This window comes from Rhizobium sp. P44RR-XXIV, from assembly GCF_001999485.2.
GTDB lineage: Bacteria > Pseudomonadota > Alphaproteobacteria > Rhizobiales > Rhizobiaceae > Rhizobium.
This window is the reverse complement of sequence record NZ_MPVZ02000029.1, coordinates 485,284-508,904: the sequence shown is the minus strand read 5'-3', so window position 1 is coordinate 508,904 and position 23,621 is coordinate 485,284. Positions and strand designations below refer to the sequence as shown.

The following is a 23,621-nucleotide window of genomic DNA, read 5'->3' as shown; positions in this document are numbered from 1 at the left end:
CTGCCCTGGGGTTGGCGAGGATTTGCGCCGCCTATGACGGCAATTCGTCGATTTCGGCAATCAGCCATTGCCGGAACGCTTTCATCGATGCCGTCTCCCCGCGCGACTTCAAGCGCGTGAGCCAATAGCTGCCGGTGACAGCCGTGATCTGGAACGGCTGGACGATCCGGCCGGCTTCGATCTCGTGCGAAAACATCGCAACAGGAACGAGCGCGACGCCGACGCCACGCGCGGCAGCCTCCACCAGCGTCAACGACGAATCAAACATCCAGCCGCGAAGATGGGGCGTCGTGAGGCCCGCCGCCCTGAACCACAGCGACCATTCGTCGAGCCGATAGGAGCGCAGCAGCTCAGCCTCCGCAAGATCGGCCGGCCCGCGCAATTTCTCAGCGATCGCCGGCGTGCAAACCGCAGACAGAGGCGCGTCCATCAGATGGATCGCCTCGGTTCCATGCCATGCGCCGTCGCCGAAGCGCAGAAAGAAATCCAAGCCATCCAGCACCATATCGGCACGGTTGTTGTTGGTTTTCAACCTGAGATCGACATGCGGATAGTGCGCTTTGAAGCCGCTCAATCGCGGCAATAGCCAGCCGATCGCGAAGGTGCCGACCACGCCGACTGTCAGTATCTCATCGAAATTGCCTTCCTCCAGCTGGCTCAAGGTGGCGCTCATACGGCGAAACGCGTCGGTTAGCACCGGGAGCAGAGCATGCCCCTCATCGGTAAGCGCCAGGCCCCGTGGGAGACGTTTGAACAGGGTCACTCCCAGCACGTCTTCCAGCGCCTTCACCTGATGGCTGACGGCCGTCTGCGTCACGCGAAGCTCCAGCCCTGCCCGCGTAAAACTGCAATGCCGCGCCGAGGCTTCGAAAACCCGCAGAGCGTTCAGCGGCAGTTGTGAAATGTCCATTGTGTCCTAAGCCCAAGTTTTTCTCATGCCTAAGCCCAAAATTGATCGTTTGTCTAGGGCACGAAGCGGCGCCATAGTCTGCGTCGTGAGGTGATTGCAGGATCCCAATGACGTCCACGGGCTCCATCGCGCACGCCTCCACCCAATGAACATCGAAGTGGAAACAGGAATGACGATCCTATTGTCACGCCGGCAGACCCTTGCCGGCAGTTTGCTTGCGATTCCCGCCCTTGCAGGAGCAACGACGGATGGCCGTGCCGAAGAGAGCAGCAGCCAACAGCAGCGGCTCGCGGCGCTCGAGAGCAAGCACCCCGGCCGCATCTGTGTGAGCATTCTCGACTTGGCAAGCGGCCGGCGTATCGAGCATCGCGCCGGTGAGCGCACGCTCATATGCAGCACCTTTAAGACGTTGATAGCAGCCTTGGTACTTACCCGTGTCGACAAAGGCGAAGAGAAGTTCGACCGACGCATCCGTTATTCGAAGAGTGATCTTGTAGAAAGCTCTCCGGCAACCGGGGCCCAGCTCGAAAACGGCAGCATGACTATCGCGCAGCTCTGTGCGGCAGCCATGACGCTCAGTGACAACACGGCGGCTAATCTTCTGCTCGCTAGCTTTGGCGGCCCCAAGGCTCTGACCGCCTTCTGCCGCAGCCTGGGCGACGATATCACCCGGCTCGATCGCACTGAGCCCGCCCTGAACTATCACGATACGCCGGACGACCAGCGCGACACCACGACCGCGGCCGCAATGCTGGAAAACCTCCGGCGGCTCCTGTTCACCGACGTGCTGTCCGCTGCTTCAAGATCTCAGCTTGCCGCGTGGCTGATAACCAACAAGACTGGCGATACCCGTTTGCGGGCCGGCGTTCCGAAAGATTGGCTGGCCGGCGACAAGGATGGCAATGCCAACGACATAGCCGTTCTATGGCCGACAAATCGCGCGCCGATCATCGTAACTGCCTATTGCGAGATACCGGGGATCCCCGCCGACGAACGCAATTCGATCATCGCCGAGATCGGCCGCATCGCCGCCGAGATCTGAAACGGCAGCCGCGTAACGGCGAGCACAGTCATCGCCATCCCTCTTCAATCCCAACTCCGGCCGCCACGTATGGCATACGGCCAGCATCGCCAAAAGGATATCATCTTGAACACGCATTTCATTTCACTGCGGAAGCTTGGCGCCGTCGCCAGCTGCCTCTTCTATGGTGTTGCCGCGCACGCTGCCGATGGCAGCGAGCAGGCGCAAATGGAGCAGACCGTCAATGCAATTATTCAGCCGCTGATGACGGAAAACGATGTTCCGGGGCTGGCAGTTGCCATCACGGTCAAGGGCAAGCGCTATACCTTCAACTATGGGGTTGCCTCGAAAGAGAGCGGCCAGAAGGTCACGGACGACACGCTGTTCGAACTTGGCTCGATCAGCAAGACCTTCACGGCGGCACTTGGCTCCTATGCCGAGGTCAGCGGCAAGCTTTCCTTCGCCGACAAGGCCACCAAATATCTGCCGGCGCTTTCTGGCACGAGCTTCGACAAGATAAGCCTTCTCGATCTCGTCACCTATAGCGCAGGCGGCCTGCCCCTGCAGTTTCCTGACGATGTGACCGACAACGACAAGATGATCGCCTATTATCGTAACTGGCGCCCTTCCTATGCTCCCGGCACCTATCGGCTCTATTCCAATACGAGCATCGGCCTCTTTGGCTATCTGGCGGCCCAAGCCATGGGCGAGCCATTCGATACGCTGATGCAGGACAAGATCATCAGAGGGCTCGGCCTCAACCATACCTTCGTCCGCGTCCCGCCCAGCGAGATGGGCAACTATGCCTATGGCTATTCCAAGGTGGGCAAGCCCATCCGGGTCAACCCCGGTGTTCTCGACACGCAGGCCTACGGCATCAAGACAACCGCACCCGACATGCTCAGCGTTCTAGAGGCCAATATGGACAGCTCCAAGCTCGATCCGACGCTGCAGCACGCAATCGCGGCGACCCATGTCGGCTTCTACACGGTCGGCGATACGACGCAGGGTCTGGGTTGGGAAATCTACGCCTATCCGACAACGCTTGCCCGACTGCTGGAAGGCAACTCATCAGACATGGCGCTCGACCCGCATAAGATCACCCGCCTCTCACCGCCGCAACAGCCGCGCAAGGACAGCTGGCTCAACAAGACCGGCTCGACAAATGGCTTTGGTGCCTATGCGGCTTTCGTTCCCGCCAAGCAGATTGGCATCGTGCTGCTGGCGAACAAGAACTATCCGATCCCGGAACGCGTCAAGGCCGCATATAAGATCATGACGGCAATCGGAAACCTGCCTGAGCAGAACGACGCGCAATAGCGGTATCAGCCGCAGGGTTTGCTCTGCCTGGCAAAAGACCGGCTCTCGGAAAAAACGAGGGCCGGTCACTTTCATTTGATGGGTTGATTGCTATCGATTGCCGGAAGACTGGCGCGGGGCAGCGTCTGCGTGGGAGGCTTCCGTCCCGTTGAAGAATTCCTGCAGGAGCCGGGTAATCCGCTCTGGGGATGTGCCCTTGGCATATTCTTCCTGCATCCGGCGTCTTACTAACATTTCCAAGACTGACATGTCTTTCACCTCATAAATCCGGCGCAAGGCAAATGTCGCTCTCATTGGCATGCGAGGCAAGTTACAGTTTTTTCATGGTTTTAGCGGGTGACAATCCGGACTCGAATGCCTATGTATCGCACCTCAGAAAGAACGCTGTCTCCAATCACGGCGTGATTTTCCCCTCAATTGCCGAATACCGGCACATCAAAAAATTGAAAGCGGCCAAACGGTCGGTTGTTTGCGTTTCGTTAACTTCCGTGCTTTAGCGCGCACACCCCGGCCTTTGGATGAGGTCGCATGCAAGGAATAAATAATGCCCGTAAAGAAAAGCTCCGCCTCCGATGTTTTCCAACGCAAGATCTCGGATTTTTGCGATCTGCGGCTCGCGCCGCTGCTGCAGCCCCGCAGCTTCGAAAACCTCAAGGGCTTCATGATCGGGCTCGTCGTCTTCCAGTCGCGTCCCCCTTTGCGCGCCGGAAGAGTGGACTGGCAGGAAATTGCATCGCTCTGTGGCATGGACGCAGAAATGAGCCCGGAGTTCAAGCGAGCGGCGCAACCTGGTTTTGACGCTATTCAGCGCTGGCTGAGAGCGACCAAAACCCCCGCGACGCCTATCGCACCCGCTCCTCGCGCCGCGCCCAAAGCCCCGCTGCGTGTCGCCAGCAAGCCGCGTATCACCATTCAGCCACAACGCCGCGCAGCCGCCTCCTAGAGGCCTGCTGCGGCCTCGCCGCCTTCTGACCATCCCGACATCTATCCTACCCTCCCTCGACAGATCATCAAAAGCTGTTCAGAATAATACCAGTAGCGAACAGGATGAAAATTATCCGTGGTCGCTCTGTGGAAGGGTAGGTTCTCCTTGGCGAATGAAATTATAGAGCTGGTCAGAAGCGAATTCGCCTCCGGCACCCAGGGAATGCCGCTCTACAAGCGGCTCAAGACAGCGATCGAAGCGGCCGTGCGCAACCATGCTTTCAAATCCGGTTCGGTACTGCCGGGTGAACGGTCGCTCGCCGAAGCTCTTTCGCTATCGAGGGTCACCGTTCGCAAGGCGCTTGCCATGCTGGAAGAGGAAGGCATGCTCAGCCGGCGGCAGGGCGCTCGCAGCGAAATCGGCTCCCGGGTCGAGAAGTCGCTTTCAACACTGACCAGCTTTTCCGAAGACCTGCGCGCCCGCGGAATGGAGCCCGGGTGCATATGGCTCTCCAAACAGTTAACCCGTCCCTCGCCAACTGAAATGATGGCGCTCGGCATCTCTGCAAACGCACAGGTTTTGCGCATGCGCAGGGTGCGAACCGCCGATGGCGCTCCGATTGCGGTCGAGCATGCGGCGGTGCCTGTGCGCTTTCTCCCTTCTCCATCTTCGGTCGGCGATTCCCTGTATGACGCGCTCGCCCAGCGCGGCTTTCTGCCCCGGCGCGCCATCCAGAGAATGCGGGCCCGCGCGGCCTCGCTCGAAGACGCTCAGCATCTGCGTTGCGAGCCGGGAGCCCCGATCCTGACGACGGAGCGACGCTGCTTTCTCGGTGACGGCGAGATCGTCGAATATTGCGAAACGCGCTACAAAGGCGAGGTCTACGACTTCGTCTTCGAGCTTCAGAGATAATACCAGTTTAAAACCGGTTGCTTTCTGGTAAGTGTCGTCTATCGTGGCGCTCCGAAAGGGGTGCCGAATGCGCAAGGAAGATCTCAATCTAAGTCTTATCGTCTCATGTCAGCCCGTGCCTGACGGGGCGATGGACGAGGCAATTTTCGTCACCGGCTTTGCGCGTGCAGCGCTGGCGGCCGGCGCGCGGGCACTGCGCATCGAATCCTCAGCCTATGTCGCCGCTGTCAGGGGCGCCGTCGACGCACCGATCATCGGCATCGTCAAACGCGATCTCGATGACAGCCCGGTGCGCATCACCCCCTTCGTCGCCGATGTCGAGGTTTTGGCCGATGCCGGCGCCGACATCATCGCTTTCGATGCGACCGACCGGCCCCGGCCCGAAACGATCGAGACGCTACTCGCCGCCATTAAGGCGAGAGGCCTGTTATCCATGGCGGATTGCTCGTGCCTGGATGATGCGAAGCGTGCGCTTTCGGCCGGCGTCGATTTCGTCGGCACCACCATGTCGGGCTATGTCGGCGGCCCTGAGCCGGTGGAGCCGGATATCCCATTGATCTCAGCCATGCGGCAACTGACGCCCTATGTGATTGCCGAGGGCCGCATCCGCACGCCGGAACAGGCAGCCAAGGCGGCGCGCGCCGGCGCTTGCGCCGTCGTCGTCGGATCGGCGATCACGCGGACCGAGCATGTGACTTCATGGTTTCACGAAGCGGTTTCAGCAGCCTTTTCGGAGCAAGATACAGCAACGCTCGCCATCGATATCGGCGGCACCAAGATGCTCGCGGCGTTGGTTCGCGGCGCGCAGGTGTTGGCCGAGGTGACCATCGCAACCAGCCGGGAGGCAGGACCCGACGCCTGGCTGGCGGCAATCGCCGAACAGGCAGAACCTTGGAATGGTCGATATGACCGCGTCGGCATTGCGGCGACCGGCATCATCAGCGACGGGCACTGGTCGGCGCTCAATCCCGCGACGCTTGCGATCCCGGATGGCTATCCCCTAGTGGCGAAGGCCGGCAAGCTGTTCGACAAACCGGTGTTTGCCGTCAATGATGCCCAGGCGGCAGCCTGGGGCGAACACAGGTTCGGAGCGGGTGAGAATGAAGACACCGTCTTCCTAACCATCTCCACCGGCATCGGCGGTGGCGTGGTGGTGAATGGACGCCCGTTGCTTGGTCTTGCCGGTCATTTCGGCCTGCTTCGCAGCCCGACGCTCGGCCAATCTCCGTTGGAAGACATCGTTTCCGGCCGCTGGATGGCGACCGAAGCAGCGAGCGCCGGGCATGCGGTCGAAGCCCCGGAGATATTCCGGCACGCCCGCAACGGCGCGGCCTGGGCGCAGGCCATCATCTCTCAATCGGCATCGCGCGTCGCGCTCCTTTGCCGCGACATCCAGATGATGTTTGCCCCCAAGCGCATCGTCATCGGCGGTGGCATAGGCCTCGCGCCTGGCTATCTCGATGCCGTCGAGGCCCAGTTGGCCGGACTTTCCGCGCATATCGCACCGCATCTGATCGCCGCAAGCCTTGGCCCCCATGCCGGCATCATCGGTGCCGCCGATCTTGCGAGGCGCGATCGATAAACAAGCTCAATGCAAGTCAAAAACAACGATAAAGGAAAGGGAACAATAATGAAATTCAAATACTTATCGTCTGCAATGCTCGCCCTGATGCTGTCGGCAACGGCATTGCCGGGCCTCGCGAACGCCAAGGTGGTCGTGCTCGGCTGGCCGGGCGGTTCTGAGGAAACCGCACTGCGCGCCACCACCGATCTCTACAACAAGACCGCGTCCGACGCCGACAAGATCGAGCTGCTTTTCTTCAACCGCGACGGCTTTTTCGACAAGCTTCAGGCCGATATGGCCGCCGGCTCCGACGCTTTCGACATCAACCTCGTCGCGACCTATTCGATCGGCCGTTACGCACCCTATATGGAGCCGATCGAGCTCAACGCCGACGCGCCGAAGGTATTCGGCGATACGGTGCTGAAGACCATGCAGTTCGATGGCAAGCAATATGGCGTGCCGACGGACCTGTCGCTGCACTTCATGTATTACCGCAAGGATCTGGTCGACGCGCTTATCGCCGACCCCGACGCCAAGGCCAAATATGCCGAGATCTCCAAGAAATATCTCGGCAAGGAACTTGCTCCCAAGCAACCTGACGAATGGACCTGGGATGACTGGGCGGCAACGTCGCTCTATTTCAGCAAGCAGGTGAACCGCCAAAGCCCGGTGCGCTATGGCGCCGTGCTGCAAATGAAGAACCTGCTCTTCAACATGATGGTGTTCCAATCCCTTCCCCGTGCCTATGGCGGCGACTGGATGGACGCCAGCGGCAATATCACCGTCGATTCCGACGCCTACAAGACTGGCCTGACACTTTATAAAACGCTTTATGACGCAGGCGTCTCGCCGAAGGATTCGCTGAGCTACGAATATGCCGAAACCAATGCAGCCTATAGCTCCGGACAGGCGGCGACTGCCCTGCAGTGGAATGCTGCTGCAGCCGAACTCACCGACGCCAAGAAATCGCCTGCCGTGGCCGATGTCACCGGTGTCGTAGCCCCGCCAGCCGGACCGAATGGACGCGCCGACCACATCCACGGTCTTGGCCTCGGCCTGAACAAAAACGCCAAGAACAAGGAAGGCGCCGTCAAGTTTCTGAAATGGCTGTCCTCCGAAGACGCGGCCCTTGCCTATGCCCGCGCGGGCGGCTCACCGGCGCTCACACCCGATGTTGTCGCCAAGGTGGCCAAGGAGCGTCCGGATCTGGTCAAGCTCGGCGAATTTGCCAGCAAGTACGGCTATGTGATGACAGGCGCCACCTCCGCCAAGGCACTTTCCGTCTATGAGCTGCAGGCCAAGGAGTTCACCGGTTATTGGTCTGGCCAGCAGAGCCTCGATGACGCGCTTGCCCACACCAAGGCCGGCATGCAGGACCTCTTGAAAAAATAAGGACAGAGGCCGGATGCCCGCTCAAAGGCATCCGGCTGCTGCTGACACCATGGCTCTCGTAAAACGCGCCGAAGGCAGGCTCTACCTGGCACCGCTTGTCGGGTTTCTGCTGCTGTTCCTCGGCTTTCCAGCCCTCCTCAATCTTGTCTATTCGGTCTCGACTGTCTCGTTCGAAACGTTGCGGAGTCCCCAGATCAGCGGCTTTGGCAATTACGTCACGGCCCTGACGGAAGCGGCGTTCTGGCAATCGGTGTGGTTCTCGCTGCGCTTCGGCATCATCACCGCTGTCAGCGAATGCCTGCTCGGTCTTTTCCTGGCGATTTTCCTGAAACCGCTTCTCTCGGCGCGGCCGGTGCTGATGGCGCCCCTGATGTTACCGCTGATGGTCGCGCCCGCCATGGTCGGCCTGATGTACCGGCTCGTGCTGCACGAGTTCGCCGGACCTGTGCCCTACTATCTCTACGAATGGTTCGGCGACAGCCCCGCTTTCCTCGACTACACCAATGCATTCCGCACGCTCATCGTCATCGAAGTGCTGCAGTGGACACCCTTCGCCTTCCTGCTTTTCTATGTCGCCTATATCGCGATCCCAGCGGATGTGCACGAAGCGGCCGCCCTCGACGGCGCAACGGGCCTGCAGCGACTATGGCGCATCGATCTGCCGCTGATGCTTCCGACGCTGGTTGTCGCCTTTTTCATCCGCTTCATTGACGGATTCCGGGTTTTCGACAATGTCTACGCGCTCACCGGCAGCGGAGCCGGCGGATCGACGACCTCGCTTTCGATCTACATCTATCAGGCCTTCTTCAAGGAAGGCGCCATCGGCAAGGCGGTCGCAGCCTCTGTCGTCCTGTTCGTCACCTCGCTGCTGGTACTCTCCGGCTTGAACTGGCTGAGCGCCCGGAGGAAGAGATAGGATGCTGAAGTCGCTACGCTGGATCGTCTACGGTATCGTGGTCCTTGCCTTGAATTTCCCGATCATCGTCACGCTCATCACCTCGTTCAAGACGACGCGGGAGATTTCCAATAATCCCGGCCTGTGGATCGAGCAGCCGACCTTCGACAATTACATCAAGGTCTTCACGGAAACCGAGCGCTTCAACATCTTCCTCTATCTTGCCAACAGCGCCGTGGTTGCGCTTATCGGCACGGCCCTCGCGATCCTGCTCTCCTTCCCGGCTGCCTATGTGATCGCCCGCGGCGAGATGGGGAAAAGGCTCCTGCTGCCGCTCGTCATCAATCTGCGCGCCGTTCCCCTCATTGTCTTCGCGATCCCGCTCTACATGATGTATCAGTGGCTCGGCCTGCTCGACACGCAGATCGGCCTCGGCCTGATCCTGACGATCGTCAACATTCCCCTTGCCCTGGTCATGCTGGTGAATGCGATATCGGACATACCGCTGGAGCTTGACGAAGCGGCCACCGTCGATGGTGCCAGCGTGTTCCAGATCATGATCAGGGTCATCCGTCCGGTGGTTCGCCCGGCGCTGGTGACCACCTTCATCTTCGGCTTCATCACCGCCTGGAACGAATTCCTCTTCGGGCTCATGCTGACGACCAGTCGCGCCGTGCCCATGACCGTCGGCGCCTCATTCTTCTTTGCCGCCAGCGGCGGCGGTGTGCAGTGGGGCATGGCGTCCGCCGTCATGGTCATCGGTGCTCTGCCGCCGGCTCTCCTCGGCCTCGTCATGTACCGGCAGCTCTCCGGCTCGATGACGGCGGGCGCGGTAAAGGGCTAGCTGCCTTCGTACCGAACAACCGGCAAACAGCGGGAGCGCGATACACATCACCCCCTGGCAGTCATCTCCTTCGAGGAGCGCAGACGGGGCGAGAGCCGGCTAGAGATGCGATCACAGGCTGCCTGCAGGACGCTCAACGTGGCGGCGTGACGGCTCTCCCGCGTATGGCGATTGACATAGGCGATGATGATGGATGCAATCGCGTTGCCATCGGCACCGATGATCGGGCAGCAAATATCGGTGATGCCGACGAAGTCGCGGCTGTCGTGCAGCTCGTAACCCCTTCCGCGGATGGCTGCCAGTTCCTTGTCGAGCGCCTTGCGGTCGATGGGTGTCGAAGATCGTCCCTGGCACTCATCGACAATCCGTTTTGCCGTGGCGGCTGACTGGAAAGCCAGGATGACCTGGCCGGAAGTCGAATCCGTCGCAAGTCGGCCGTAGCCAAGCTTCAGCGTGAAAGACATGTCCTCCCCGCCCGGAACGGCGGCGGTAACGACGGTCAGCCCGTGATTGACGACGACGAGATGCGGCGACTGTTGGCTTTCCATGGCGATCGCCGAAAGCTCAGGCATGGCGGCCGACATCAGATCCTGCGTGGTTGGGGTATGCAGGCCAAGCTTGAAGAGCCGATCGGTCAGCGAGAAGGCATCCGTTTCGGGATCCCGGTCTATATATCCGCGCTCCTGCAGCGCAACGAGCATGCGGAAGATCTCATTCTTTGAACGGCCCAGGCCATCCGCGATCGCCTTCATCGTCATCGACGTATCGGCTTCGGCAAGCAGCTCCAGGACTTCCAGGCCTTTGGTCAGGGCCGGTGCCGAATAGGAAAGCTTGCCGCTCTCATTCGAACCATTGCTCATCTCATCGAATCCTCCTTGGGAAGCCAACCATAAGAATTGCCATCGCTCTTGTCATTCGTTTCATATTTGAACTTGACACTATATATAAAACCTACATGATGCCTCCAATAGCAAAGACGAGTGGTTTCGATGAGCAATCTAAGCGTGGTGAAATCTGAGACACCGGGACGAAAGCTGGAGACGCCGCGTCGCAACAGCATCTTCACATCCATTGACCTTGATCGCCCGGGCAAACAGATCGGCTATTTCTGCGTGCCGCAATCGCCGCATGATGATGCCTGGGGCACGGTTCAGGTGCCGCTTGCCGTCGTCAAGAATGGCACCGGCCCGACGGTCTTGATCGAAGCCGGCAATCATGGCGACGAATATGAAGGACCGATTGCGCTCGGCGAACTTCTGCGTGAGATCGATCCGGCTGACGTCGCCGGCCGCATCATCGCGATTCCAGCCATCAATGTCCGTGCCGTCGAAGCCGGGCAGCGCACGTCTCCCGTCGACGGGCTCAATTTCAACCGCAGCTTTCCGGGCGACTTCAATGGCACGCTGACGAGCCAGACGGCCGCCTATGTGAACGACTACCTCTTCCCGATCGCGGATTACTTCCTCGACCTGCACTCTGGCGGCTCCTCGCTGATGATCCTCCCAAGCGCCATCATCGAGCCATCCCCGACGCCGGAAGGGCATCGCCGCAACATCAAGGCCACCCTCGCCTTCGGCGCGCGACCGTTGTTATGGTCGACAATCTCGGCGAGATGCGCACATCGACGGCAGCTGCCAATCAGCAGGGCCTGATCGTTATCGGCAGCGAGATGGCCGGCGGCGGTCTGGTCAGCCAGGATGCGCTCGCCATCTGCCGTCGCGGCATCCGCAACGTCCTCAAGCATGCCGGCGTGCTTAAAGGCGCGCCAGACATGCCAACGGAAGCGAACGCCCGCGTGCTGAAAGTGCCGGGCAGCCAAGGCTACATTCTCTCCGACGACGATGGCGTCTTCGAACCGATCAGCGAGCTCGGTACTGAAGTAAAAGCCGGCGATGTTGCCGGCCGCATCCATTTTCTGCGTTCGCCCGCCCGGGAGCCAGTCATCCTGCATCATCCCATCGATGGTATCGTCTTCGCCAAGCGCCAGCCCGGCCGGGTCCGCCCCGGCAATTGCTGCTTCGTGCTGGCCAACGAATATCCGGAGGCATTGAGTGATGAGCTATGAAGACATCAAGGCCGCGGCCACCCGCATCCAACCTTTCGTACGTCGCACGCCAGTGCTCAAACTCGAACATTGTGCCGGCTTCGATCTGCGCAACGATTTCCATCTGAAGCTCGAATGTCTGCAGGTCAGCGGCTCCTTCAAGATCCGCGGTGCCGCCAACAGGGTCAAATCGCTGTCACCCGAACATATTGAGCGTGGCCTGGTCGCGGCTTCCGGCGGCAATCACGGCCTAGCCACGGCCTATATGGCCCGTCAGTCCGGTGTTTCGGCGACGATCTTTTTGCCGAGCAATGCCAGCCCCGTCAAAGAGGAGAAGCTGCGCCGGCTGGGAGCCGATGTACGCTACGCCGGCAAAGTATGGGACGAGGCGCATGAAGCCGCCATTATTTTTGCCGAGCAACAGGGCGCATTCTACATGCATCCCTTCGCAGACGAGGCCATCGTTTCAGGCCAGGGAACGGTCGCGCTGGAGATGCTGGAACAACTGCCGCAGGCCGATCTCTATATTATTGCCATCGGCGGCGGCGGGCTGATCGCCGGCATGTCCCAGGCGATCAAGACGGTCAACCCGAAGGCGCGCATCATCGGGGTCGAACCCATCGGCTCCCCGACACTGCGCGCCTGCTTCGACGTCGCCCGCGTCGTGCGGCTTGCCGAGGTCACCACCAGGGTCGCGACGATGGCCTGCGGCCGCACCGATGAGGGCATCTATGAGATCGCGCGGCGCAATGTCGACGATATCGTTCTGATCGACGATGACGCTATGCAACGTGCTGCAGCATTGTTGTGGTTCGAGTATGGGATCGCCGCGGATATGAGCGGTGCGGCGTCGCTGGCTGCGGTCATGTCGGGTGCGATCCACCCGCCGCTTGGTAGCCGTATCGCCGGACTTGTCTGCGGCTCCGGCATTGATGGTTTTAACGCGTAAAGGTTGAATAATTCTGGCATCTTTAGAAAACGCTATATAAGAATAGACGCAAAGCGTCCAATCACCGGCAGGTCACGTCACTGGGGACGATGACTTACCGGACGGAATGTGAAGAAGAGGCGAGACAACGCCCGTCATGATCACGAAAAGCCTTCAAGGCAGAGGAGAACTGAAACATGCGCACACTTCTGAAAGCATCCGTCGCCCTGCTCGCGCTTGCGCTGGCAACCCCTTCGATCGCCAAGGACAAGGTTCTTGGCCTGGCAGCAATCGATCTACAAAACTCATTTTTCGTCCGCATGAAGGAAGCCGGCGACGTCGCCAGCAAGGATTATGGCGTCAAGGCCACCTGGCAGAGCGCCGAAGGCAGCCTGGAAAAGCAGGTTGGCATTATCGAAAATTTCGTCAACCAGGGCGTTAGCGCCATTTTGATCGATCCGATCGACAAAAATGCCGTCGTACCCGCCATCAAGAAGGCGCTGGCTGCCGGCATCCCGGTCATCACCATGGGCAACAAGGTCGAGGCCGACGGCAACTATTCGACGCTCTATCCGGACTATGACAACATGTCGATGGTTGCACGCGCTGTCGGCACGTCGCTCGGCGGCGAGGGCGAGATCGCCTTGCTCGTCGGCTCTCGCGGCAACTTCGTGTCAGACACGCGCGAAAAGGGCTTCGTCGAGACGATGAAGAAGGAGTTCCCGAAGATCAAGATCGTCGGCATCGAGCCGACCGGATGGGATGCCGCCAAAGCAACCAACGCTGCCCAGACATGGCTCACCACCTATCCCAATCTGAAAGCCATCGCCTGCATTTCCGACAGCCTCTGCCTTGCGGCCGATTCCGTCGCCAGCTCGATGAACGTCAACCTGATCTATGGCGGTTATGACGGCGATGCCGAAATGAAGGATCTGATCGACAACGGCAAGATGGTGATGGACGTCCTGACGGGCGCCTATCGCGTCGGCTACTGGAATATTGCCGTGGCCGCACGTCTTGCCAACGGCGAGAAAATGCCGAACGATCTCTTTATGCCGACCTATTTCGTGACCTCTGACACGACGGCGGAAAAACTGAAAAAGGCCGGCCTCAGCTTCGAGCATATCAACACCGACAAGGAAGCGGTGGAAGCAAAGAACTATACCGAACAGCTCGGACCCAAGGTTCCGACCTCGGCGATGACTGTCGGCAAATAAGTCGACGCAGGGCTGCCGGTGCGCATTCGCGCCGGCGCCCCCACTCCGTGAACATCCAGAATCCTCGCCTTCACCGGCGATGCGCATCGTGTTCGAGAGGCGGCCGACCATGTTTCAAAATCAGATTTCATACCTGCTCCGCCGCAACGAGCCGGTGCTTGTCATCGTCCTTGTCGTCGCGGTCGCCGTCTTCGGCTGGATCGACCCTCGGTTCCTCGCGGCCGGCAATTTCGTCAGCATCGCCCAGCAGAGCGCGGTGATCGCGCTCGTTGCCTTCGCCATGACCGCAGTCATCATTGCTCGTGGCATCGATATTTCCGTCGGCAGTACGCTGGCGTTTTCCGGCGTGGCCGCCGGCCTTGTCTACGCATCGACCGGCTCGGCTGCGGCAACACTGATGATGGCGATCCTAGCGGGCTCCGTCATCGGCCTGCTAAACGGCGTGCTGATCGGCTTTGCCGGCATTTCCCCCTTCATCGCGACGCTCGCGACCATGGCCTTTGCACGCGGACTATCGCTCAGTCTTTCCGGCGCATCGAGCATCGCCATCGACAATCCGATCATCCTCTATGCCGGGCGCGAAAGCATCGGGCCAATTCCGGCGGCTATCGTCGCGGCCGCAATCTGCCTCGTTGCATGGTGGTTCGTCCTCGCCCGCACCGTCTATGGCCGCTGGATCTACGCCGTCGGCGGCAATGCCGATGCGGCGCGGGCCTCCATGGTGCCGGTCACCCTCGTGCGCATCTCGGTCTATCTGATTGCCGGTGCCACTGCCGGTCTCGGCGCCATCCTGACGATCGGCCGTCTCGGCTCGGCCCAGCCGCTTGCCGGCTCCGGCCTCGAATTCACCGCCATCACGGCAGCAATCGTCGGCGGAACCAAGCTTTCCGGCGGACAAGGCTCCATCTGGGGAACGGCGATCGGGGCATTGCTTCTCGGCGTCATCAATACTGGGCTTTCCTTTTTGCAGGTGCCGCAGATCGTCATCTACTACATCACCGGCGCGCTCATTCTCGTTGCGGTGCTGGCCAGCCAACCGGAGAGCATCACTGCATTCGTCACGGGCAATCGTCGCAAAAGCGAAGGGCCAAAGGCCGCTCCACCTCAGAATGAGGTGGTAAGAACGCCGGCGCGCCGCCACATAGAACTGAGGGCGCTTGGCAAGTCATTCCCGGGCGTCAAGGCGCTCGATAGCGTTTCCTTCGCGATTTCCTCGGGCGAGGTCGTGGCGCTCGCCGGCGAAAACGGTGCCGGTAAATCCACTCTGGTGAAATGCATATCGGGTGTCTATCGACCCGACGAGGGCGAGATCGCCATTGACGGCCGACTGGTCGATTTTCATGCCCCGAGCGAAGCCGAGGGCATCAGCGTCATCCACCAGCACTTCAGCCTTTCGCCTGATCTCACCGTCGCCGAGAACCTCTTCGTCGGCCGCGAGCCGCATACCCGCTTCGGTTTGCTCGACCGCCGCCGCATGCGCCGCGAAGCCATCGCGATCATGCAGGAGCTGTCGCTCGATATCGACATCGACGCGGAGTTGCGGACCCTCTCCGTCGGACGCCAGCAAATGGTGGAAATCGCCCGCGCCGTTCTCTCCGACGCATGGCTTTTCATCATGGACGAGCCGACGAGTGCCCTCTCCAATCGCGAACGGGATCATCTCTACGAGCTGATTGCCAAGCTCAGGCAGCGTGGCGCCGGCATTCTCTACATCTCGCATAAGATGGAAGAGATCTTCAGCCAATGCGACCGCGTGGTCGTGTTGCGTGACGGTAAATTCATCGGTGAGCGCGAGACGCGGCTAACGAGCGAGGCGGAGATCGTTTCCATGATGGTCGGTCGCGAGTTGGGCGACATCTTCCCCTACCTCAAGGCCGACATTCGCGAAAAGGCGATCGAGATATTCGACGCCTCGAACGGCAAGCTGCTGAAATCGGCCTCGCTCTGTGTCCATCGCGGCGAGATCGTCGCCATTGCCGGGCTCATGGGCAGCGGCCGCTCGGAAGTCCTGCGTCTCATCGCCGGCCTGGAAACTCTGCATGAAGGCTCCATCGAGATCTTCGGCAAAAACCAGTCGGGCAGCGATATCAAGGCCGCGAACCGCGCCGGCATCGTCTATATACCGGAAGACCGGCACCTTGAGGGCTTTGTCGGCACCATGTCCATCCGCGACAACCTCTCGCTCGCCTGGATACGCGGCAACAGCCGTTTCGGCCTGCTGTCGCCGCGCCGGATCAGCAGTTTGGCGGGCGATTTGATCGCCTCGCTCGGGGTGCGACCGGCCCAGCCGGACAAGAGGACGATCGAGCTTTCCGGCGGCAACCAGCAGAAGGTCGTCATCGGCAAATGGCTGGCGACGAAACCGCAGATCATCCTGCTCGACGAGCCGACACGCGGCGTCGATGTCGGCGCCAAGTCCGAGCTGCATCACCTCATCGCCGAGTTGAAACGGCAGGGCGCCGCCATCCTGATGGTATCGAGCGAACTGCCTGAAGTGCTCGGCGTCGCCGATCGCATCATCGTCATGCGCGAGGGCCGCTCGGTCGGCGAACTCGGCCGTGGCGCCAGCGAACAGGATGTTATGGCGCTGGCCTTCAGCGAAAGCATCCGCCCTCCGAATATCAATCCGAGCGACGCCCTTGGCGCGCCGCAACATGTTGCGTGAGGGCCGCTCGATGAACAAACTGCGCATAGCCATCGTCGGTGCCGGCTTCATGGGATTTTTGCATGCCCGCGTGGTCGCCGACAGTGATCTTGCCGAAGTATCCGCGATCATCGACCCGAATGCCGAGCTTGGCAGACAGGCAGCAGCCGAGTTCGGTGTTCCGCATTTCGCAGACGCTGGATCGGCGCTTAGTGCTGGCGCGGCCGATGCCTATATCGTCGCCGCACCCGACCGGCTGCACGAAGCCGTTACCTGCGAATTGCTGGAGGCGGGCAAGCCGGTCCTTCTCGAAAAGCCGATGGCTCATACGCTCGATGCGGCCAAGGCCATCGCCAGATCAGCGAAAAGAAGCAGTGCGCGTCTGCTCGTCGCCCATATTCTTCGCTTCGATCCCCGCTATTGCGAGGCGGCTGCCGCCGTGCGCGAGGGCCGCATCGGCCAGCCGATCCATGCCAGCAGCGGCCGTTTCACAAAGCGCGATGTCGGCCAGCGGATGAATGGCAGGTCGAGTGTCTGCTTCTATCTGGGCATCCACGATATCGACATGCTGCAATGGATCAGCGGCGCCGACATCACGGCGGTCTATTCGCGCTCGGTCTCCAAGCTCATGCCATCCCTCGGCGTCGCGTCGGAGGATGCGATCTTTTCAACGGTCGAAATGTCGAACGGCATGAGCGGCCAGCTCTATTTCGGCTGGACGCTGCCGGATAGCGCTCCGACAGGCATATGGGCGCGCAGCGAAGTCGTCGGGACAGAGGGCCTGATCGATCTCGATGTCCGCGACCACGGCCTGCGCCTGCTGTCACGCGGGTCCTGGTCCCTGCCCGATAGTCAGCACTGGCCGACGACGAACGGGCACATCACCGGCGATCTCTACGAGGAGGTCAGGCACTTCATTTCGGCTGTCCGATCCGAAAAGCCCTTCGTCATGCCGGTCGAGGATGCCTTGCGGGCCGTTGCCGTCAACGATGCCATCCTACGTAGCGTCGAGACCGGCAGACGTGAAACGGTGGAAGATTGGGCAATTTGAGGCGAAACCAACGATGACGACGACAAACAACCTTCGACTGAGGCGCGTTCTCGACCTTTCGCCGGTAATCCTGCTGGTGTTGCTGCTGGTGGTCTTCAGTGCCGCCGACCCGCGCGTGATTTCGGCGCAGAGCCTGATCAATATCGTGTCGCAGGCGACCCCCATTGCGGTGCTCGCTCTTGGAGCACTGATCGTGCTCCTGACAGCCGGCATCGACCTCTCGGCCGGCATCGGCGTTGCCTTCTGCGCCGTGTTGATCGCGACCTTGATCGATGCAGGCCTCGGCCTGCCGGGCGCGCTCGCAATCGCACTCGTCACCATGCTCCTTGTCGGCCTTCTAAACGGCCTCGTCATTGCGCTGCTGAGGATCCCGCCTTTCGTCACGACGCTTGCGACCATGGTGGCACTACAGGGGGCAACGCTCGGCGTCGCCTCCAAGGGGGTGCTGGTGCTGCGCGAGCCGGCCTTGAAATTCATCGGCATCGAGCGCAGCTTCGGGATACCGAACGTCATTTTCGCAACGCTCATCATCGTCCTGATCGCTGCCGTGTTGATGCGCCGCAGCGCATTCGGGCTCAGAACCTATGCCCTCGGCTCGGACGCCGCGGCAGCACAACTTGCCGGTATCCCGGTCACCAGGCACATCATCCTCGTCTATTGCGCATCCGGCCTTTTCGTCTTTCTGACCGCCTTCGTCATGATCAGCCGCGTTCCTGTCGTGACGCCGAATATTGGCGGGACCACACTGCTGCTCGATGCGATCGCCGCTGCCGTTCTTGGTGGCACCAGCATCTTCGGCGGGCGCGGCACGGTCTGGGGCGGCGTCGTCGGCGCGCTGATCGTCAGCCTGCTGACGACCGCGCTGCGCATCTTCGGCACGGACCCGTCGAGCCTGGAGCTTTACAAGGGCGCCATCATCATCGCAGCACTCCTTGCCGATGCCGGCATGACTTATGCGAAGGCTCGCCTCGTGGAGGCCGCGCGATGAGTTCTTCCAACGATAAAACCAGCACCAAGGGCGCCGCCGGTTTCGCCTTCATGACCTCGCCGGATGCAAAGATGCTCAGCGAAAGCGGGCCGAAGCGGCCGGTCGCGATCCTGCCGGTCGGCGCAGTCGAACAGCACGGCCCACACCTGCCGCTCGGCGTCGACATCTGGCTTGCCCATGCCGTGGCGCTCGCTGCGGCCGAAGGCGAAGAGACCATGCGCGTCTGCGAACCCCTGGCCTATGGCTCTTCCCATCATCATCGCGCCTTTGCGGGAACAATGAGCCTGAGCCCGGACACATTAATCGCCGTTCTCGTCGATCTCTGCACCTGCCTTTCCGAGGACGGCTTTCTGCCTGTCATCCTCAACGGACATGGCGGCAACCGCGCCGCCATGCAGGTGGCAATCACCAAACTTGGCCAACGCGGCATCACCTCCGCCGGCCTCACCTATTTCGACCTGATCGTGGACGTGGCGAACGAAGTCCTGCCCGATGCGGCCGGGGGCACGGGCCATGCCTGCGCGCTCGAGACGTCCCTGATGATGCACGTCATCCCGGCAAGCGTTCGCGAATCCTTGATCCCCGAAGGCACGACCCCGCCCTCCTGGCCTGATCCGCATCTGTTCGCCGGCGCGGCCGTCACCGTCTGGCGGCCATTTGAAACGATCCGCGAGAATGGCGTCATCGGCACCCCGTCGCAGGCATCGAGACAAGCGGGCGAAACCCTGTTTGCCGCCGCTGTCGTGCGCAGCCGCGCCACAATCCTCAAGATCCAGTCGGACTACGGCCAAAGGAGCTTACCATGACATTCCATTTCAAATCCTCGATCGACGGCCCCAACCTGCGCGGCATACCCGTTGTCAAGGAAACGGAAGTCGGCGCACGCGTCGGCCTCAACCGCATCGGCTCGCAATGGGTCGCCGGCAGCGCCGGCACATTCCTTGCGGTCGATAGTCCGGCAACCGGCGAGAGGCTGGGATATCTGGCACTGTCGACCCGCGCCGATGTCGGGCGTGCGGTGGCTGCCGCGGAATCCGCGCGCGAAACCATGCGCAGGATGGGCGTCTTTGCCCGCGCGGCCCTATGTATGAAGATTGCCGACGCAATCGATCGCCGCGCCGAGGAGCTCGCCCGGCTCCTGTGCCTCGAGCAGGGCAAGCCCTTTCATGCCGAGGCAAAGGGGGAAGTTGCAGCGGCAGCACTCGGCTTCCGCAACGCTGCCGAACAAATCAAATGGCTGGAAACGGCGGCCTTCCCGGTCGCCGATGCCAACAAGCGCGCCTTCAGCTTCTTGCAGCCGAAGGGCGTCTTCGCCATCATCACACCGTGGAATTTTCCGGCGGCCTTGCCCTGCCTTTATTATCTCGGCCCCGCAGTCGCGACCGGCAACACCGTCGTCTGGGTTCCCGCACCGACGACGTCGCTCATCGCGGTAGCGCTGATGGAATGCATGATCGAAGCCGGTCTGCCGGATGGTGTCATCAACCTCGTTCTCGGTGATGGCGCGGAAGTGGGCGACGAAGCGGTTATCCATCCGGGCACGCATGCGATCGGCTTTACCGGCAGCTCTGCGACAGGTGCAACGATCGCGCGCCGCGGTGCCGGCAAGCCGCTGCTGCTCGAAATGGGCGGAAATGGCCCGACCATCGTGCTCGCCGATGCCGATATCGACATGGCCGCCGCCGAGATCGGCGCCGGCTGCTTTGCCAATGCCGGGCAGATCTGCACCGCGACCGAACGTGTTCTGGTTCACAGATCCGTGCATGATCGCTTCGTCGACGGGCTGATCAAGGCGGCCGGCAAGGTGCGCATGGGCGATCCCTTCGACCCATCGACGACGATGGGGCCGCTCAACAACGCCGCCTCGCTCGACAAGATCCTGAGCCACATGGCCGATGCCCATGCTCGTCAGGCCCGCGTTGTGACAGGAGGCAATATCGCTTCCGGGCTGCCCACCAATCTTTATTTCGAACCGACTGTCGTGACCGGCCTGACGCCAGAAAGCCTTCTGAACGTCGAGGAATCCTTCGGCCCTGTCGCCCCGGTGCTGACATTCGACACAGATGAAGAAGCACTGGAGCTTGCAGCCTCCAGCCCTTACGGCCTGTCGGCCGCAGTCTTCACCAACACGATCAAGAGAGCCTTCTTCTTCACCGAAAGCCTTCGTGTCGGCATCGTCAACGTCAATGAGAAGAGCTGCTATTGGGAGCCGCATATTCCAGCCGGCGGCGCAGCGGGAACCCAGAGCGGCCTCGGCCGTACAGGTGGCCGTCACACGTTGATGGATATGTGCGATCTCAAGACGATGACGATCGATATCTCACGGTAAATCAGATGCGACCGGCCCATACCGGCGCGAGATAAAAAACGGCCTTCGCTTACAAAGAAGCGAAGGCCAGGTGGGGAAAGCAATCATAGTCTGTCGCACGGCAGCTGCGTTACGCCGCCCCCTTCCGCATTTAGCGGAAGGCCCGACGCAGCCTATCGGCCATTTTCTCGCCGATCATGATGGTTGTCAGATTCGTGTTGGCTTGGCAGTCGAGCGGCATGATCGAGGCGTCGATGACGCGCAGACCTTCGAAACCATTGACGCGGCAGTCCGGATCGACAACGCCGGCTCCTGCCCGCCCCATGCTGCAGCCGCCGATACCATGCTGCGCATCGGAAGATTGTGTCAGCAGAAAATCCTCCACCGCCACATCGCTGGCCGTATCGAGCCACGAGAGAGGCTGATCGGAATCACCAAGCAATATGCTTTCGGTGATGGCCTGGATCGATGCCTGCGCCGCCATCTTGCCGAGATGGCGGTAGCCGTCACGCATACGCGCCAGATCAAGCGGATGGGACAGCATGTTCTCGTCGACGACAGGCTGATCGAACGGATTGGCGGACCGCAGGCAGACCGAACCCCGGCTCTTGGCCTCCATGAGGATCAGGTTGATCATTGCCTCGCCGAACTGCGCGCTATCCGACTCGACGCCGATCCCGCCATGGTTCATCGACACGAAGAGAATATCGTCGCGCTCAGCTCCCGGCAGACCCGAACTCATGCGAACGCAGCAGTTGGTATGCCGCGCATCGACGTCGGTCGCCTTGAATTCGCTCTTCAGCTTGAGCTCGATGCGGCAGTAAGGGTGATCGAAAAAATTCTCGCCGACCGGCAGGTCGGCGATAACCTCCACCCCACGCTTCCTCAGCAACGAGGCCGGACCGATACCGGAGCGCTGCAGAATGACCGGCGAGTGAATGGAGCCAGCCGAAAGAATGACGAGCGGCGCAAGAAATGTCTTCGCCTGACCATTGATGATGGCACTTACCCCGGTCGCCCTGCGGCCATCGAATATCACCTTGTCCACCATCGCCGATCCGACGATCGTCAGATTGGCACGGCCACGCGCCGGCTCCAGATAGGCATCATTGACCGAAACGCGCTTGCCGCCACGGCTATTAATGGGATAGCAGCACACGCCGTCAGCTTCGGGATCGTTCAGATCGTCGTTCCAGACATGGCCAAGGGCCAGTGCGCTCTCGCGCATCGCCTTGTCGACATTGCCCCATGTCTCGACCGGAGCGCGATAAATCGGAGTAGGCCCGCTGCGACCGTGATAATCCGCAACGATCGGATCCTCTTCGAGGCGGTTGAAGAAGGGAAGCACATCGGTGCCGGACCATCCGCTGCAGCCGATATCGGCCCAGCGATCGAAGGCATGCAGCATGCCGCGAATGGCGATCTGACCGTTGACCGCAGTCGAGCCGCCCATGCCCTTGCCGCGCCAATAGACACGGTACGGCTGCCTGCTCGTTCGCCGCGCCATCAGATCCGGATACATGTAAGCGTCCTGAAAGCGGCGCGGCAAAAGCAGATTGAACGGGTTCGGACTTTGCATCTCTGCGGGTTGCTCGCTGCTGCGATAATCCGGGCCGGCCTCCAGCAACAGCACCTTCTTGTTCGGATCTTCCGTCAATCGGGCGGCAAGCACTGCGCCTGCGGCTCCGGCACCAACAACGATGACGTCATAAGGCATGCGGTCATTCCCCGTTCTGTTCGTTGGATAATGGCTACGCGACGCTCTCCCTACAATCGATCACAGGAAGACCGACGAGATCAAGATGAACATATATCGGTTTATATGTAAATGTTATTTTGTATATGAAACTATGTTGCTCAATGTTGCTCCACGTCAAAGCCGCATCGCTACGGCAGAGACATCAAAGTCGGCTTGGAAATTGTCGCTGGTTTGCAGTTACAGTTGGGACTTGCCGATAAAACGCTGATGCTATCGATCATCGGCAAGCCTCTGTTTTTTATACCTACGATAGAATGACTTTGAACCCTTCCGGTTCCGAGGGTGCGACGAAATAGCTGGAGATCTGCTCGAATTCTGCATCGGAGGCGGCGAAGTCATGCGTGCCGGCCGCATTGCGTGCGCGAAGGCGGGCCTTGCAGACCTCGTCGGGCACGTCGAGGAAGTGGAGGCAATGATCAGCTCCCGCCGCTTCGAAAAGCGTTCTCATCCATGAACGCATGGCGGGCGTGTTTGCCGGAAAATCGAGCACGACCGACAGTCCCATGCGCAGTAGCTCCTGAATATGGGGGCCAATGGCATCGCGCAGCCGGCGCGAGCAGCGGATATAGTCCCCAACATCCTTCATCTCTGGGCCAAACAGGCGACTGAGCCAGAAATCCTCGCTGATGACCACGGTGGATGGCATACGGCTCAACTCAGCCGTCAGGGTGGATTTTCCAGCCGCGATCTTTCCGCACAGCATATGCAGTGTCGCTCGATGGGTGGCCTGGGGGACGTCGCTGAATTCTTGGTCTGACATTTCCGACTCCGGGAAAGCCCGCAAGACGGAAATGGAAAACCCGCCTCGAGGGCGGGTTGATTTACTGGACAAAGACATCCGACCCACCATTCAGTGAATGGCGAGAATAATCTGCATGGCTGTGCTGCGAACCTTGTCC

General features: G+C 60.6%; 21 protein-coding genes. 17 read left to right on the top strand and 4 right to left on the bottom strand.

Translation table 11 applies throughout. The features are described from left to right. Positions 1 to 31 precede the first annotated feature (31 nt). On the bottom strand, positions 32 to 910 hold the full coding sequence (locus BSK43_RS28450; RefSeq protein WP_077468088.1) for a LysR family transcriptional regulator: 879 nt from the start codon (positions 908 to 910) through the stop codon (positions 32 to 34). A gap of 169 nt (positions 911 to 1,079) precedes the next feature. Between BSK43_RS28450 and bla the strand changes: the two genes are divergently transcribed. The 8 genes from bla to BSK43_RS28410 all read left to right on the top strand — a co-directional run bounded on the left by bla (position 1,080) and on the right by BSK43_RS28410 (position 9,783). Then, positions 1,080 to 1,952: a class A beta-lactamase gene (gene bla, locus BSK43_RS28445; protein ID WP_077468087.1), complete on the top strand. Its 873-nt coding sequence runs from the start codon at positions 1,080 to 1,082 to the stop codon at positions 1,950 to 1,952. Positions 1,953 to 2,057: 105 nt separating this feature from the next. Continuing rightward, on the top strand, positions 2,058 to 3,251 hold the full coding sequence (gene ampC / locus BSK43_RS28440; RefSeq protein WP_246662718.1) for a class C beta-lactamase: 1,194 nt from the start codon (positions 2,058 to 2,060) through the stop codon (positions 3,249 to 3,251). Between the two features lie 544 nt (positions 3,252 to 3,795). Further along, entirely contained in the window at positions 3,796 to 4,194 is a 399-nt protein-coding gene (locus BSK43_RS28435; protein ID WP_077468084.1) for a hypothetical protein, read from the top strand. A gap of 204 nt (positions 4,195 to 4,398) precedes the next feature. Continuing rightward, the gene (locus BSK43_RS28430) at positions 4,399 to 5,088 is read left to right on the top strand and encodes a GntR family transcriptional regulator (RefSeq protein ID WP_077468287.1); all 690 of its coding nucleotides are present in this window, start codon (positions 4,399 to 4,401) and stop codon (positions 5,086 to 5,088) included. A 67-nt stretch (positions 5,089 to 5,155) separates the two neighbouring features. Continuing rightward, positions 5,156 to 6,670, top strand: coding sequence for a putative N-acetylmannosamine-6-phosphate 2-epimerase (locus BSK43_RS28425; RefSeq protein ID WP_077468083.1), 1,515 nt, complete (start codon positions 5,156 to 5,158; stop codon positions 6,668 to 6,670). 48 nt (positions 6,671 to 6,718) lie between these two features. Beyond that, positions 6,719 to 8,044, top strand: a complete 1,326-nt coding sequence (locus BSK43_RS28420; RefSeq protein WP_077468082.1) for an extracellular solute-binding protein — start codon at positions 6,719 to 6,721, stop codon at positions 8,042 to 8,044. A gap of 49 nt (positions 8,045 to 8,093) precedes the next feature. Beyond that, a complete protein-coding gene (locus tag BSK43_RS28415) occupies positions 8,094 to 8,960 on the top strand; it encodes a sugar ABC transporter permease (protein WP_077468286.1) in 867 nt (288 codons plus the stop codon). 1 nt (position 8,961) lies between these two features. Beyond that, positions 8,962 to 9,783, top strand: coding sequence for a carbohydrate ABC transporter permease (locus BSK43_RS28410; RefSeq protein ID WP_077468081.1), 822 nt, complete (start codon positions 8,962 to 8,964; stop codon positions 9,781 to 9,783). Between the two features lie 47 nt (positions 9,784 to 9,830). Here the strand turns inward: BSK43_RS28410 and BSK43_RS28405 are convergent, their stop codons facing one another. Continuing rightward, positions 9,831 to 10,643, bottom strand: coding sequence for an IclR family transcriptional regulator (locus BSK43_RS28405; RefSeq protein ID WP_077468080.1), 813 nt, complete (start codon positions 10,641 to 10,643; stop codon positions 9,831 to 9,833). Positions 10,644 to 10,772: 129 nt separating this feature from the next. On the opposite strand from BSK43_RS28405, the gene BSK43_RS36055 reads away from it, so the two are divergent. The 9 genes from BSK43_RS36055 (at position 10,773) to BSK43_RS28365 (ending at position 20,984) form a co-directional block, all read left to right on the top strand. Further along, positions 10,773 to 11,435: a succinylglutamate desuccinylase/aspartoacylase family protein gene (locus tag BSK43_RS36055; protein ID WP_281406660.1), complete on the top strand. Its 663-nt coding sequence runs from the start codon at positions 10,773 to 10,775 to the stop codon at positions 11,433 to 11,435. Next, positions 11,375 to 11,848, top strand: coding sequence for a succinylglutamate desuccinylase/aspartoacylase family protein (locus BSK43_RS36050; RefSeq protein ID WP_281406659.1), 474 nt, complete (start codon positions 11,375 to 11,377; stop codon positions 11,846 to 11,848). Before BSK43_RS36055 ends, BSK43_RS36050 begins: the two co-directional genes overlap by 61 nt. Next, on the top strand, positions 11,838 to 12,776 hold the full coding sequence (locus BSK43_RS28395) for a pyridoxal-phosphate dependent enzyme (protein WP_077468079.1): 939 nt from the start codon (positions 11,838 to 11,840) through the stop codon (positions 12,774 to 12,776). Before BSK43_RS36050 ends, BSK43_RS28395 begins: the two co-directional genes overlap by 11 nt. Positions 12,777 to 12,952: 176 nt before the next feature. Further along, a complete protein-coding gene (locus tag BSK43_RS28390) occupies positions 12,953 to 13,972 on the top strand; it encodes a sugar ABC transporter substrate-binding protein (protein ID WP_077468078.1) in 1,020 nt (339 codons plus the stop codon). A gap of 109 nt (positions 13,973 to 14,081) precedes the next feature. After that, a complete protein-coding gene (locus tag BSK43_RS28385) occupies positions 14,082 to 16,637 on the top strand; it encodes an ATP-binding cassette domain-containing protein (protein ID WP_077468285.1) in 2,556 nt (851 codons plus the stop codon). A gap of 10 nt (positions 16,638 to 16,647) precedes the next feature. After that, positions 16,648 to 17,667, top strand: coding sequence for a Gfo/Idh/MocA family oxidoreductase (locus BSK43_RS28380; protein ID WP_136687324.1), 1,020 nt, complete (start codon positions 16,648 to 16,650; stop codon positions 17,665 to 17,667). Between the two features lie 13 nt (positions 17,668 to 17,680). Continuing rightward, a complete protein-coding gene (locus BSK43_RS28375; protein ID WP_136687322.1) occupies positions 17,681 to 18,655 on the top strand; it encodes an ABC transporter permease in 975 nt (324 codons plus the stop codon). Then, positions 18,652 to 19,461, top strand: coding sequence for a creatininase family protein (locus BSK43_RS28370; RefSeq protein ID WP_077468075.1), 810 nt, complete (start codon positions 18,652 to 18,654; stop codon positions 19,459 to 19,461). Before BSK43_RS28375 ends, BSK43_RS28370 begins: the two co-directional genes overlap by 4 nt. Beyond that, positions 19,458 to 20,984, top strand: coding sequence for an aldehyde dehydrogenase family protein (locus tag BSK43_RS28365; RefSeq protein WP_077468074.1), 1,527 nt, complete (start codon positions 19,458 to 19,460; stop codon positions 20,982 to 20,984). Before BSK43_RS28370 ends, BSK43_RS28365 begins: the two co-directional genes overlap by 4 nt. Before the next feature lie 130 nt (positions 20,985 to 21,114). Here BSK43_RS28365 and BSK43_RS28360 read toward each other — a convergent pair whose 3' ends face one another. Then, on the bottom strand, positions 21,115 to 22,680 hold the full coding sequence (locus BSK43_RS28360; protein WP_077468073.1) for a GMC family oxidoreductase N-terminal domain-containing protein: 1,566 nt from the start codon (positions 22,678 to 22,680) through the stop codon (positions 21,115 to 21,117). Between the two features lie 286 nt (positions 22,681 to 22,966). Beyond that, entirely contained in the window at positions 22,967 to 23,482 is a 516-nt protein-coding gene (locus BSK43_RS28355) for an ATP-binding protein (protein WP_077468072.1), read from the bottom strand. Between the last annotated feature and the right edge of the window lie 139 nt (positions 23,483 to 23,621).

What these genes read in the sequence shown, in the direction of transcription:
- BSK43_RS28375 (WP_136687322.1), top strand. Translation starts at nt 17,681, where the DNA reads ATGACGACGACAAACAACCTTCGACTGAGGCGCGTTCTCGACCTTTCG.
- BSK43_RS28385 (WP_077468285.1), top strand. Translation starts at nt 14,082, where the DNA reads ATGTTTCAAAATCAGATTTCATACCTGCTCCGCCGCAACGAGCCGGTG.
- BSK43_RS28425 (WP_077468083.1), top strand. Translation starts at nt 5,156, where the DNA reads ATGCGCAAGGAAGATCTCAATCTAAGTCTTATCGTCTCATGTCAGCCC.
- BSK43_RS28420 (WP_077468082.1), top strand. Translation starts at nt 6,719, where the DNA reads ATGAAATTCAAATACTTATCGTCTGCAATGCTCGCCCTGATGCTGTCG.
- BSK43_RS28450 (WP_077468088.1), bottom strand. Translation starts at nt 910, where the DNA reads ATGGACATTTCACAACTGCCGCTGAACGCTCTGCGGGTTTTCGAAGCC.
- BSK43_RS36050 (WP_281406659.1), top strand. Translation starts at nt 11,375, where the DNA reads ATGGTCGACAATCTCGGCGAGATGCGCACATCGACGGCAGCTGCCAAT.
- bla (WP_077468087.1), top strand. Translation starts at nt 1,080, where the DNA reads ATGACGATCCTATTGTCACGCCGGCAGACCCTTGCCGGCAGTTTGCTT.
- BSK43_RS28395 (WP_077468079.1), top strand. Translation starts at nt 11,838, where the DNA reads ATGAGCTATGAAGACATCAAGGCCGCGGCCACCCGCATCCAACCTTTC.
- BSK43_RS28410 (WP_077468081.1), top strand. Translation starts at nt 8,962, where the DNA reads ATGCTGAAGTCGCTACGCTGGATCGTCTACGGTATCGTGGTCCTTGCC.
- BSK43_RS28415 (WP_077468286.1), top strand. Translation starts at nt 8,094, where the DNA reads ATGGCTCTCGTAAAACGCGCCGAAGGCAGGCTCTACCTGGCACCGCTT.
- BSK43_RS28355 (WP_077468072.1), bottom strand. Translation starts at nt 23,482, where the DNA reads ATGTCAGACCAAGAATTCAGCGACGTCCCCCAGGCCACCCATCGAGCG.
- BSK43_RS28405 (WP_077468080.1), bottom strand. Translation starts at nt 10,643, where the DNA reads ATGAGCAATGGTTCGAATGAGAGCGGCAAGCTTTCCTATTCGGCACCG.
- BSK43_RS28430 (WP_077468287.1), top strand. Translation starts at nt 4,399, where the DNA reads ATGCCGCTCTACAAGCGGCTCAAGACAGCGATCGAAGCGGCCGTGCGC.
- BSK43_RS36055 (WP_281406660.1), top strand. Translation starts at nt 10,773, where the DNA reads ATGAGCAATCTAAGCGTGGTGAAATCTGAGACACCGGGACGAAAGCTG.
- BSK43_RS28370 (WP_077468075.1), top strand. Translation starts at nt 18,652, where the DNA reads ATGAGTTCTTCCAACGATAAAACCAGCACCAAGGGCGCCGCCGGTTTC.
- BSK43_RS28390 (WP_077468078.1), top strand. Translation starts at nt 12,953, where the DNA reads ATGCGCACACTTCTGAAAGCATCCGTCGCCCTGCTCGCGCTTGCGCTG.
- BSK43_RS28360 (WP_077468073.1), bottom strand. Translation starts at nt 22,680, where the DNA reads ATGCCTTATGACGTCATCGTTGTTGGTGCCGGAGCCGCAGGCGCAGTG.
- BSK43_RS28435 (WP_077468084.1), top strand. Translation starts at nt 3,796, where the DNA reads ATGCCCGTAAAGAAAAGCTCCGCCTCCGATGTTTTCCAACGCAAGATC.
- BSK43_RS28380 (WP_136687324.1), top strand. Translation starts at nt 16,648, where the DNA reads ATGAACAAACTGCGCATAGCCATCGTCGGTGCCGGCTTCATGGGATTT.
- BSK43_RS28365 (WP_077468074.1), top strand. Translation starts at nt 19,458, where the DNA reads ATGACATTCCATTTCAAATCCTCGATCGACGGCCCCAACCTGCGCGGC.